Origin of the sequence: Clostridium sp. MD294, assembly GCF_000364165.2 — a bacterium.
GTDB lineage: Bacteria > Bacillota > Clostridia > Lachnospirales > Anaerotignaceae > Coprocola.
In genome coordinates this window covers 249,979-262,632 of record NZ_CP097810.1, presented here as the reverse complement: position 1 = coordinate 262,632, position 12,654 = coordinate 249,979, and the positions used below count along the sequence as shown (strand labels likewise).

Annotated in this window: 14 protein-coding genes; 10 read left to right on the top strand and 4 right to left on the bottom strand. The window is 30.3% G+C overall.

Going from position 1 to position 12,654, the window contains the following annotated elements; all coding sequences use genetic code 11:
- Position 1: 1 nt before the first annotated feature.
- The 4 genes from C820_RS01270 to C820_RS01255 are packed head-to-tail and all read right to left on the bottom strand — an operon-like array spanning position 2 to position 3,966.
- On the bottom strand, positions 2-1,183 hold the full coding sequence (locus tag C820_RS01270) for a phosphopentomutase (RefSeq protein ID WP_004036042.1): 1,182 nt from the start codon (positions 1,181-1,183) through the stop codon (positions 2-4).
- Positions 1,184-1,228: 45 nt separating this feature from the next.
- Positions 1,229-1,837, bottom strand: coding sequence for a pentapeptide repeat-containing protein (locus C820_RS01265; protein WP_004036044.1), 609 nt, complete (start codon positions 1,835-1,837; stop codon positions 1,229-1,231).
- Between the two features lie 14 nt (positions 1,838-1,851).
- Complete coding sequence (locus tag C820_RS01260; protein WP_004036046.1) at positions 1,852-3,156, bottom strand: thymidine phosphorylase; 1,305 nt, start codon at positions 3,154-3,156, stop codon at positions 1,852-1,854.
- Between the two features lie 12 nt (positions 3,157-3,168).
- Positions 3,169-3,966 carry a carbon-nitrogen family hydrolase gene (locus tag C820_RS01255; protein WP_004036047.1) on the bottom strand — a complete coding sequence of 266 codons (798 nt, stop codon included), beginning with the start codon at positions 3,964-3,966 and terminating at the stop codon, positions 3,169-3,171.
- A 151-nt stretch (positions 3,967-4,117) separates the two neighbouring features.
- Here C820_RS01255 and C820_RS01250 point away from each other — a divergent pair, with 151 nt between their 5' ends.
- The 10 genes from C820_RS01250 to C820_RS01210 all read left to right on the top strand — a co-directional run bounded on the left by C820_RS01250 (position 4,118) and on the right by C820_RS01210 (position 12,654).
- Entirely contained in the window at positions 4,118-4,873 is a 756-nt protein-coding gene (locus tag C820_RS01250; RefSeq protein ID WP_004036049.1) for an exodeoxyribonuclease III, read from the top strand.
- Between the two features lie 14 nt (positions 4,874-4,887).
- Positions 4,888-5,103: a hypothetical protein gene (locus tag C820_RS01245; RefSeq protein WP_156801414.1), complete on the top strand. Its 216-nt coding sequence runs from the start codon at positions 4,888-4,890 to the stop codon at positions 5,101-5,103.
- Positions 5,104-5,131: 28 nt separating this feature from the next.
- A complete protein-coding gene (locus tag C820_RS01240) occupies positions 5,132-5,350 on the top strand; it encodes a hypothetical protein (protein ID WP_004036053.1) in 219 nt (72 codons plus the stop codon).
- 72 nt (positions 5,351-5,422) lie between these two features.
- Complete coding sequence (locus C820_RS01235) at positions 5,423-5,716, top strand: hypothetical protein (protein ID WP_004036054.1); 294 nt, start codon at positions 5,423-5,425, stop codon at positions 5,714-5,716.
- Positions 5,717-5,981: 265 nt separating this feature from the next.
- Positions 5,982-6,827, top strand: a complete 846-nt coding sequence (locus C820_RS01230; RefSeq protein ID WP_004036055.1) for a response regulator — start codon at positions 5,982-5,984, stop codon at positions 6,825-6,827.
- A complete protein-coding gene (locus C820_RS14510) occupies positions 6,784-7,092 on the top strand; it encodes a helix-turn-helix domain-containing protein (protein WP_004036056.1) in 309 nt (102 codons plus the stop codon). The genes C820_RS01230 and C820_RS14510 overlap by 44 nt, the downstream gene beginning before the upstream one ends.
- Positions 7,093-7,095: 3 nt before the next feature.
- Positions 7,096-8,592: a sensor histidine kinase gene (locus C820_RS01225; RefSeq protein WP_004036057.1), complete on the top strand. Its 1,497-nt coding sequence runs from the start codon at positions 7,096-7,098 to the stop codon at positions 8,590-8,592.
- Between the two features lie 307 nt (positions 8,593-8,899).
- Positions 8,900-9,934: an ABC transporter substrate-binding protein gene (locus C820_RS01220; protein ID WP_004036058.1), complete on the top strand. Its 1,035-nt coding sequence runs from the start codon at positions 8,900-8,902 to the stop codon at positions 9,932-9,934.
- 141 nt (positions 9,935-10,075) lie between these two features.
- Positions 10,076-11,593: a sugar ABC transporter ATP-binding protein gene (locus C820_RS01215; RefSeq protein WP_004036059.1), complete on the top strand. Its 1,518-nt coding sequence runs from the start codon at positions 10,076-10,078 to the stop codon at positions 11,591-11,593.
- 2 nt (positions 11,594-11,595) lie between these two features.
- On the top strand, positions 11,596-12,654 hold the full coding sequence (locus tag C820_RS01210) for an ABC transporter permease (RefSeq protein WP_004036060.1): 1,059 nt from the start codon (positions 11,596-11,598) through the stop codon (positions 12,652-12,654).

Sequence of the window (12,654 nt, the reverse complement as noted above, 5' to 3'; positions counted from 1 at the left end):
ATCAGCCTTTCTGTATGTCATTTAAAAAACTTTGTGCGTCAAAATCTGCTTTTAAATCTAAATAATCAGAAATGGTCTGTCCCAAATCTGCAAATGTATTGCGTATACCTAAATTGACATTTTGTTTTATGTTTTTACCATAAATAAGCAATGGAACGTATTCTCTGCTGTGGTCTGTGCTAGGTGTAGTAGGGTCACAACCATGGTCAGCAGTAATGAAAAGTATATCTTGAGGTTTTAAATTGTCAATAATTTCAGGTAGTTTTTGGTCAAAATAAAGTAGTGCATTTTTATAACCTTCTATATCATTGCGGTGACCATAAACCATATCATAATCTACTAAATTAGTAAACAATATTCCTTCAAAATCTTTTTGAATATATTGTATTGTTTTTTCAACACCATCTGCATTATTTGTAGTATGGTCTGTTATAGTCATACCTCTATGCTCAAATATATCTTCTATTTTTCCTATAGCAACAACAGTTTGACATTTTTGTTTTGCTAAATCTAATATTGTTGTACCAGTAGGAGGAAGTGAAAAATCTTTTCTGTTTTTTGTTCTGGTAAAATTGCCTTTTTCTCCTATAAAGGGACGAGCAATTACTCTAGCTACTCCCCATTCTCCTGTAAGTAGTTGTCTTGCTTTTTGACAAATTTCATACAGTTTTGAAACAGAAATAACATTTTCATGTGCTGCAATTTGAAATACACTATCTGCAGAAGTATATATAATGGGATAACCTGTTTTGATATGTTCCTCACCAAGTTGTTTTATAATTTCTGTACCAGAACAAGCATAATTTCCTAGTATTTTTGTACCAATTTGTTTTTCAAATGCTTCAATTAATTCTTTAGGAAAACCATTTTTTGTAAATGTAGGGAAGGGTGTTTTTGTAATGACACCTGTCATTTCCCAATGTCCTGTTGTAGTGTCTTTTCCAATAGACTTTTCTGCCATTTTAGCAAAACAACCTTTAGGTGTTTGTACTTTTCCTAGTAAATGAATATCTTTTCCTTCTATATTTGCTAGTCCTAATGCACACATATTTTTTAAATCCATATCAGGCATTGCTTTTTTGATATTAACAAGCGTATTACTGCCTTCATCGCCATATTGTGCAGCATCAGGCAATTCTCCAATGCCTACACTATCTAATACAATAATAATTGCTCTTTTCATATAATTCCCTCCTTTTATGAAACATAAAATTGTAGCATTTTTTTACTATACTATTTCCATTTCTAGTATTTGTGCAATAGAAACTGCTTGTTCTGCATTTATTTTCATTCCTCTTACTTCTTCAAAAGTATCTGAAACAGTAATTGCTTGTATATCACAACTTGAAAAATCAATTCCTTTTAACATTGTTTTGAAAAAATCTGCTTTTTGAAAATTAACATATTCTAATATTATATTTTTAAATGTCACTTTATGAAAAAAAGCATATTTCATGTTACACTTTTGAATATGACATTTTTCCCACAATGTATTTGAAAAATTAGTATAAGCAAAACTACATTTTTGGAAATTGCTTTTTTTGATACAAGCCCCTACAAAAATACTACCTTTGCTATAAATACTATTTGTAATGAGGGTTTGTTTAAAATAAGTTTTAGCAAAACAGCAGTCATAGAAATGACAATTTATTATTTCACATTTTGTAAAACAACATTCTGAAAAATCACAGTTGATAAATGTACAGCAATCAAATACAATATTTTGAAAGTCAAATTTTGTTAAATTGTTGTCTTGTATGTTTTGTGCTTCAAATGTTATATTTTTTAAATATTTTTCATTTTGTTCTAAACAATGTTGTATACATTCTTTCCACATAACAAACTGCCTTTCTATGAAATAATATCTAATATCAATGGTGTACTAATAGGAGGAGTATCTGCTATAGTTACAGCATATTGAAGCAATTCTAATGCAGATTGACATTTTTGTTCATTACTGCTATATATTTCTGCTATTACTTCGCCTTTTTGTACGCTATCTCCTATTCTTTTTTTCATTATAATACCTGCACCAAAATCAATACTATCTGTTTTTTGTTTTCTACCTGCACCTGTCTGCTGTGATGCTCTACCTATGGTTTCTGTATCCATAGCAGAAATATAACCTTGTTGTTGTGCTTTTAAACACAATTTGAAATCAGAAAGAGCTAATATACTATAGTCATATATAATATTGCTGTCGCCATATTGCTGTTTTAAGAGTTCTTCAAATTTTAAAAGTCCTTTTCCATTTTCGATATTTTGTAAAAGCAATTGCTTTCCTTGCTGTACTGTTTGTACTTTATTTGCCTGTAAAAGCATATATGCCCCTAATGTTATAGAAACTTCCAACAAATCTCCTTTTACATTTCCTTTTAATGTTTCTATTGCTTCTATGACTTCTAAACGATTGCCTATGTTGTTGCCTAAAGGTTGTGACATACTACTAATTACAACAGTTACTTTTCTACCTACATGACGTCCCATATCTGCCATACATTTACCTAATTGCTGTGCTTGTTCTAGAGTTTTCATAAATGCACCATTTCCACATTTTACATCAAGTACAATACCATCTGCACCAGAAGCTATTTTTTTTGACATAATGCTGGAGGCAATAAGAGGAATACTTTCTACTGTTGCTGTTACATCTCTAAGGGCATATAATTTTTGGTCAGCAGGTGTTAAATTTTTACTTTGTCCCATAATAACTATATTGCTTTGTTTTGCCCACTGTAATGCTTGTTTTTGTGTCACTTCTGTTTGAAAGTGAGGAATACTTTCTAATTTGTCTATTGTTCCACCTGAAAAACCTAATCCTCTGCCACTCATTTTTACCACTGGTACACCAACAGAAGCTACAAGAGGTGCTAATATTAATGTAGTGGTGTCTGCAACACCTCCTGTGCTATGTTTATCTGTTTTAAATCCTTCTATATTTGATAAGTCTAACATTTCTCCAGATTTTGCCATAGCAAGTGTTAGCTGTGCTGTTTCTTCTATGTCAAGAGATTGAAAGTAAACTGCCATTAAAAAAGAAGAAATTTGATAATCTGGTATAGTACTCTCTGTTACACCTTTTACAAAATATTCTATTTGTTGTTTTGTAAGTTTTTGCCCGTTTCTTTTTTTGAGTAGTATGTCTAAAAAATCCATATATTTTCTCCTTTATTGTTTGTTTTGATACATTTGACTATAAAGCTGTGATTTTCTATCTTGTTTGAGAGGAAACTCTTTTCTATATTCTGTTACAATATTGGCATCAATATCTCCAACTACAAGCATTTGATTACTTTGTTTTGCCATTGCTACTATTTTTCCGTAAGGGTCTATTATCATACTATCTCCACTATATTCTAAACCGTCGCCACTTCCGCAACGATTGATGCCTAATATATAACACTGATTTTCTATAGCTCTCGCTTTTAAAAGTGAAATCCAATGGCATCTTCTAGGTGTGGGCCAGTTTGCAATGACAGTAATGACATAACTTTTTTCAGAACATACTTGGAAAATTTCTGGAAAACGTAAATCATAACAAATAAGAGGAGAAAAAGTAATGTCATCAATAGTATAATATGTAATATGTTCTCCGCCACTATAAAATTTTGACTCTGTACCATAAGAAAAAGGGTGTATTTTGGTATAATCTGCAATCAATTCTCCCTTTTTATTGATTACCATACAATGGTTTTCTGATTTTTCCCCATTTTTGATAATCATTCCAAAGCAAATAGTTATATCATATTGTTGTGCTTTTTGTTTAAAAAATGCTATTGTTTCAGAATTTTCAATAACTTCACCAAGTTTTTCAGTGTTCATAGAAAAACCTGTTAATGTCATTTCTGGGAAAAGTATCATATCCACATATTGTTTTTTTGCCTGTTCTATCAAAGTACTGCATTGTTTTTTATTTTCTTGTTTATTTTCCCATACAATATTTAATTGTGCTAAAGCAACTTTCATGCCTTATTTACCCCCTTTATACAAATTATAGATAATAGTATTTTACAGTAAAATACAAAAAGAAACAACTGTAACAGTATGTTATTTTATGGTAGTCAAAATAATTTTACTATGCTATAATATAGTGCAAAATAGATAAGGAGGAATAAAATTGAAATTAATATCTTGGAATGTAAATGGTATTCGTGCTGCTATGGGCAAGGGGTTTATAGATTATTTTAATAGTGCAAATGCAGATTTGTTTTCATTGCAGGAAACAAAGTTACAAAAAGGACAAATTACGTTAGATTTACCAGAATATTATCAATATTGGAACTATGCTGAAAAAAAAGGTTATTCGGGTACTGCTGTGTTTACAAAAAAAGAACCTATTACTGTATCATATGGTATAGGAATACCAGAACACGACAAAGAAGGCCGTGTGATTACATTAGAATTTGAAAATTTTTATTATATTACAGTATATACTCCTAATTCCCAGCCAAAACAAGCACGTTTAGCCTATCGTATGCAATGGGAGGAAGCGATACTTGCTTATTTAAAAAATTTAGATAGCAAAAAGCCTATTGTATATTGTGGTGATTTAAATGTGGCACATAATGAAATTGATTTAAAAAATCCTAAATCAAATAGAAAAAATCCAGGATTTACAGATGAAGAAAGACAAAAAATGACGCTATTGCTTCAAAATGGTTTTGTAGATACTTTCCGACATTTTTATCCTGATTTAAAAGATGCCTATACTTGGTGGAGTTATAGAGCAAATGCTAGAGCAAATAATTCAGGCTGGAGAATTGACTATTATATTGTATCTGAAAGACTGACGCCTTATTTAAAAGGAGCAGAGATACACAGCAATATATTAGGTTCTGACCATTGCCCCGTAGCATTGGAAATAGAATGGTAAAAGTAGGTGATATTGTGGAAAGAAAATGTATACGCTGTGATGAAAATATGATATTGAATTGCAATTTAAAAGTTTATGAGGGCGGAGGAGCTCTTTTTGCACATAGACCGATTTATTCTATATACAGAGAAACAACAGGCTGGGGAAAAGATGAAGATATTAAAATTGCAGTTTGTCCGAAATGCGGTTATGTAGAGCCTTATGTACAATTTCCAGAAAAATTATTGTAATTGTTTTTTATTTATAAGGGGGAATAGTATGGAAAGAAAATGTATACGCTGTGGTGAAAGTATGATATTAAATTGTCAATTAAGCCTTTCAGAAGGAGTAGGCAGTATTTATAAAAAAAGACATGACTATTATATTCATAAAGGAGAAACACTGACACAAAATAGGCTGCCAATAGCTATAGCAGTTTGTCCAGAATGTGGTTATGTAGAACCTTATGTCCAGTACCCTAAAAAATTATTGCAATAGTTGACAAAACACAAAAAATATTATATTATAGTCATATATTAATATCAGAATATAGAAAATTTGGTGATAATTATGACAAAAAGTACAAAAACAAAATTAAAATTACTAGCTATTGCAATACTAATAATGACAATTACAATATTATCTTCTTTACCTATGCCTTTCAAATACTTTTTGCTTTTTATTGTTACTGTAATGTCTGAAATGGATAGATTTCCAAAATATGTTACAGAAATAAAACAAACAAAACAAATTGCAGATAAAAAGAAATTAATACTTGATATATTTAGTATATTAATTTGGTTTTGGGTTATTAGTAGTGTTTTAAGACAGGATATTATTACTGTACTTCCTCCACCTAATTAATGTACAGAAATAAATTAAATGAAACAAAATAGCTTGTACTTTGTTTTAATAAAGTTTTATAGTCAAAAATTATTTTTGTATTGCTCTTATAAATTAGTACATTGAAAATCATTTTTATAAAAAAAGTGATTTTCTTTTTTTGCAGAAATGTAAAAATATTTTGAAAAATTTCAAGGGCTTATTTTTGTGTAGTATTCAAAAAATAGATATGGTATGATAAAAGAGAGTATTGTTGCTGTGGAGAAAAGTAAAGAGGGAAAAAATAATGATTAAAGTATTTTTGGTAGAAGATGAAGTAATTATTAGACATGGTATTAGAGATAATATTAATTGGGAAGAAAACGGATTTTCATTTGTAGGAGAAGCTGGAGATGGAGAATATGCTTATCCTATGATATTAAAAACAGAACCAGATATATTGATTACAGATGTTAAAATGCCTTTTATGGACGGCTTGGAATTAAGCCGACTTGTAAAAAAAGCATTACCTGAAACCAAAATTATTATATTAAGTGGATACAATGAATTTGACTATGCTAAAGAAGCCATTAAAATTGGTATAAGTGATTATTTGTTAAAACCAATTACTTCAGCAAATTTAATTGAAGCATTAAAAAAAGTAGCTGATGTTATAATAGAAGAAAGAGAAAAAAGCAAATTATTGGAAAGGTATTTTGTAAGTTATGAAAAATATACAGAATTTTTAGACAAAACAGATTATAGTGGTGTAGATAGAAAACTAATAGAAGATTTTTTAAAATTGGGTTCTTTGGAAGAATGTAGTTCTTTTATAGAGGAATATTTTGCAGCAGTAGGAGAGCATAATTATAAATCTCTTTTACTTAGGCAATATATGACAATGGATATATTTTATTGTGTGCAGGAATTTTTAAAAGAGATTAAAATAAAATCAGAAAATGTCCCAGAAGAAAAAAAGGATATTAAATTACTACCTAAAAGTATAGATACTGTAGAAAGTACTAAAAATTATTTAAAAGAGCTTTTTTCATTTGCATTACAAATGAGAGATAATGTTTCCAATGATAGATATAGCGATTTAATAGAAGATGCTAAAAAATATATTTCAAATCATTTTCAAGAAATTAAATAAAATTGCTTTTCATATAGGTATTAGTGCTAGTTATTTTAGTTCTATATTTAAACAAAAAACAGGACAGTCTTTTGTGGAATATCTCACAAAAACACGTATGGAAAAAGCGTGTGAGTTGCTTAAATGTACTACACTAAGGACAGCAGAGATTGGAGAACAGGTAGGTTATCATGACCCTCACTATTTTAGTACAACATTTAAAAGAGTTATAGGACAATCGCCTAAAGAATTTAAAAACGACAGTACAAATCAGCAGGAGAAATAGAATATGGCAAAAATGAAAAAAGCATTTACACTAAAAATAAGATTGATATTATTGATATTAGTGATTATATTACCATTAACGGCTATTGTAGCAGGTATATTAGGTATGATAAGAAATTATTCCTATTCTTACAATAAAATTATGGCAAATTTAAAAGTAGCAAATGAGTATAATACTGTATTTAAAGAACAGATGGAATATACTATGTATAGGGTAATGATAGGACTTATTAATGCGGACGAATTTCAAGCAGGAGATATGAAAGAGGGTCAGACAGAATATGCTATGATATTAAAAAACCCTTTAAATTTAATACAAAAAGCAAAAATGGATTTTAGATATGTTATTAAAAGAGAACCAGATAGTTATAGTGATATAAAAATAAATGGTATATTATCTTGTTTAGAGTCTTTAGAAACAGCTGTTCAGAAAATGATAGAAAATTCAAAACAAGCAGGTACTTATGATGAAAATAAAGCAATATGGGAAAATGATATACAAGGACTTTGTTCTATGATACAAGACTATGTAAATGAATATATACATTATGAAATATTAAATATGGAAGAACTACAAAATGAATTAGAACAACAAACAAAGAAAATTGTGAAAGTATTTGTAACATTACTTATGTGTATACTTGCGATAGGCATTATATTATCTATTATTATTACAAAATCTGTAACAAAACCTATTGATGATATGAAAAAAACTGCAGAAAAATTAGGACAAGGAGAATTACAAGCAAGAGCAACATTGGGAAATTTAGAGGAAATCAATATATTGTCAAGAACATTTAATAAAATGAGTGATGAAATTGCAGTACTTATGGAAAAAACAAAACAAGAACAAAAAAATCTTAGACTTGCAGAATTGAAATTACATCAAGAGCAAATTAATCCTCACTTTTTATATAATACATTAGACTCCATTGTATGGATGGCAGAAGGAGGAAATAATAAGCAAGTAGTGGAAATGACAACAGATTTGAGTGACTTTTTTAGAACAATATTGTCAAATGGTAATGACTTTATCACAATAGAAGAAGAAGAAAGCCATATCAGAAGTTATTTAAAAATACAAAAAATAAGATATGAAGATGTACTTGACTATGAAATACAAATAGCAGAAGAAATGAAACAAAAAACGGTACTTAAAATGATATTGCAACCTATAGTAGAAAATGCACTTTATCATGGCATTAAAAATAAAAGAGGAGGAGGTATTATTATAGTAAAAGGATATGTGGAAAAATGTAATATTGTATTTGAAGTAAAAGATAATGGTATTGGTATGGAGGAAAAAACACTTGAAAGTTTACGCAAAAAATTAGAAGGAAACAATAGTACTATGGAAGTCAAACAAAAGGGTGGCTTTGGTATGAATAATGTAGCAAAAAGAATATCAATGTATTATGGTGGAAATTCTAGTATTGCTGTTTATTCTCAAAAAAATGAAGGTACTTGTGTAAAAATAATATTAGGAAATATCAAAAAATAAAATGTATTGTAGAAATTGTATACATATAAAATAATATAATAAAATATAATAGTATATTTATAATAAAAAAGAGAAAATTTTTTAAAAATTTTTGAAGAACAAAATAAAGGCAATCTAAAAATATTAAACGTTTTTTTAAAAATATCAAACATTTTTAATAAAAATAACTGTAATGGTATGAAATATTTATAAAATAATCAACTTTTTTTAAAAGATGGTCTGTTTCAAAATCCTTGTTCGTATATTATAATAAATACATAAATAAAAACGAAAGTAATAAAATTTATTTTAAGGGGGAAATAAAATTATGAAGAAAAAAGTGTTATCAATTATTGCTATGCTTGCTATGACGGTTTCTATGGCAGCTTGTGGTGGCGGTGAAGCACCAGCTCCAGCTCCAACAGATGGAGAAGGAGGAGAAGAAGTTTCCAGTGATGCAGGAGATTTGATTACAGTAGGTTATGCACAAGTTGGTGCAGAGTCTGACTGGAGAACAGCAAATACAGAATCATTCAAATCCACTTTCACAGAAGAAAACGGATATAAACTGATATTTGATGATGCACAACAAAAACAAGAAAATCAAATTAAAGCAATCCGTTCTTTTATACAACAAGATGTTGATTACATAGTAGTTGCACCAGTTGTAGAAACAGGTTGGGAAACTGTATTAGAAGAAGCAAAAGAGGCAGGCATTCCTGTAATACTTTCTGACCGTATGATGCAAGTATCTGATGATGAATTGTATGTTGCATGGGTTGGCGGAAACTTTGTAAAAGAAGGCGAAACTTGTGGAGAATGGTTAGCTGATTACTTAGAAGCACAAGGACGTGGCAGTGAAGAAATTAATATGGTAACAATACAAGGTACTATCGGTGCGTCTGCACAGGTTGGACGTACAGAAGGATTTGGCAATATTTTAGCACAACATGACAACTGGAAAATGCTTGATATGCAATCTGGTGAATTTACACAGGCAAAAGGACAGGAAGTTATGGAGTCTTTCTTAAAGAGCTATGATGATATTGATGTAGTTATATGTGAAAACGATAACGAAGCATTTGGTGCTATTGATGCTATCAAAGCAGCAGGAAAAACTTGCGGACCTAACGGCGACATTATTGTAATTGGCTTTGACTCTGTAAAAGCAGCTTTTGAATCTATGATAGCTGGTGACTTAAATGCAACATTTGAATGTAATCCACTTCATGGTCCTCGTGTAGCTGAAATTATTCAAAAATTGGAAGCTGGAGAAAGTGTTGAAAAAATACAATATGTAGACGAAGCATATTTTGACACAAGCATGGACTTAGAAACAATATTACCTGATAGAGCATACTAATTTATAGTAGTAGCCCAGTATTGATTTCAAAAATCAGAAAGTGTGGGGTCGGAGTTTGGCTCCAACTCTGCACTTTCTTTTTGTTTACAAAAAAATCAACAGAAAAATGGTAAAAATGGTAAAAAAAGGGGGGTTACTTTTATGGAAAACAATTCTGTTTTAGAAATGAGAGGCATTTATAAAACATTTCCTGGCGTAAAAGCACTTCAAAATGTAGACTTTACACTCAAAAAAGGAGAAATTCATGCTTTAATGGGAGAAAATGGTGCAGGTAAATCTACACTGATAAAAGTTTTGACAGGAGTAGAAGAATTTGAAACAGGTCAAATTATGATTGATGGAAATGATAAACCAATTATCAATCATAGTCCACAGGAAGCACAAAACAATGGTATTAGTACAGTATATCAAGAAGTTAATCTTTGTCCTAATCTTTCTGTAGCAGAAAATCTTTTTATAGGCAGAGAGCCAAAAAAAGGTGGTTTGATAGACTGGAAAACAATGAACAAAAGAGCAAGTGATTTACTAAGTAGTTTAGACATTAATGCAGACGTTACAAAAACAATAGATAATTATTCTATTGCCATACAACAAATGATTGCTATAGCAAGGGCAGTAGATATGTCTGCAAAAGTTTTGATACTAGATGAACCAACATCATCATTAGATGATAGTGAAGTGGAAAAATTATTTCAACTTATGACAAAACTCAAAAATGAAGGTGTAGGAATTATATTTGTAACACACTTTTTAGAGCAAGTGTATGCTGTTTGTGATAAAATTACAGTATTGAGGAACGGACAATTAGTAGGAGAATTTACAACAGCAGAATTACCACGTGTACAGCTTGTAGCTAAAATGATGGGAAAAGATTTTGATGATTTGGCATCTATCAAAGGAGATAATCAAAAACAATTTAGTGAAAATCCAGAAGATATTACAATTAAAGCGGTAGGACTTGGAAAGAACGGATATATTAAACCATTTGATTTGGTAATACATAAAGGAGAAGTTGTAGGATTTACAGGGCTTTTAGGTTCTGGACGTTCTGAAACAGTTCGTCTTTTATATGGCGCAGAAAAAGCAGATACAGGAGAGCTTTTAGTAAAAGGACAAAAAGTTATAGCAAAACATCCATTAACTTCTATGAATGCAGGTATGGCATATTTGCCAGAAGACCGTAAAAATGAAGGCATTATTGCAGACCTTTCTGTAAGGGAAAATTTAATATTGGCATTGCAAGCAAAAAGAGGTATATTCCATTTATTGAGCAGAAAGCAGCAAGAAGAATATACGGATAAATATATTAAAATGCTTCAAGTGAAAACAGCAAGTAGAGAAACTACAATTAAATCTCTTTCGGGAGGTAATCAACAAAAAGTAATTATAGGAAGATGGCTTTTGACAAATCCTGACTTTTTGATATTAGACGAGCCTACAAGAGGTATTGACATTGGTACAAAAACAGAAATACAAAAATTAGTGTTACAATTAGCAGAAGAAGGTATGGCAGTTGTATTTATATCCTCTGAAATTGAAGAAATGCTTAGAACTTGTGACCGTATGGTTGTTATGAGAGATGGTGCAAAAGTAGGAGAATTATATGGAGAGGATATGAACCAATCAACAATTATGTCTACCATAGCAGGGGGGCATTAAATATGAATAGTGAAAAAATGAAAAAAATAACATCTCAAAGATTATTTTTACCTATATTCTGTCTTATATTAGTACTTTTGGTAAATGTTGTAACAACACCAAACTTTTTTTCTATATCTATTAGAGATGGTGTATTATATGGTTATATTATAGACATTATAAATAGAGCCTCTGAACTTGTAATATTGGCCATAGGTATGACATTAGTAGTATCTGCTTCTGCAGGAACAGATATTTCAGTAGGTGCAATTATGGCAGTAAGTGCTGCTGTTTGTTGTAATTTATTAAGTGGTGGAGAAAGAGCGGTAACAGAATATGCAAGTCCATTAATGTTAGGATTTTTAGCAGCAATAGTAGTAGGAGTTTTGATAGGCTGTTTTAATGGCTTTTTAGTAGCAAAACTAAATATACAGCCTATGGTTGCAACATTAATAATGTTTACAGCAGGACGTGGTATTGCACAGCTGATTACAGATGGGCAAATTACATATGTTCGTGTAGATAGTTATAGATTATTAGGAGCATCTTTTCCAGGAATACCAATACCAACACCTTTTATAGTGGCAGTAATAATGGTAGTGTTTACAACACTTTTATTAAGTAAAACCGCATTAGGTATGTATATACAATCTGTTGGTATTAACAAAAAAGCATCTAGTTTTATTGGTATTAAATCTATATTTATTATATTTTTAACTTACGCATACTGTGGTTTTTGTTCTGGACTTTCTGGTTTGATTGCATCTAGCCGTATTTATTCCGCAGATGCTAACAACATTGGTTTAAATATGGAATTAGACGCTATATTAGCAGTAGCAATAGGTGGAAATTCATTAGGTGGCGGTAAATTTTCAATAGCAGGTTCTGTAATAGGTGCTTATACCATACAGGCACTTACTACAACACTTTATGCTATGCACGTTTCCTCTGACCAAGTACCAGTATATAAAGCAATTGTTGTTGTTATTATTGTAGCATTGCAATCACCAGGATTTGCAAGATGGAGAAAAAATTTAGCAAAAAAGAAAAGTATAAACATTACTCAAAAGGAGGCGGCTTAA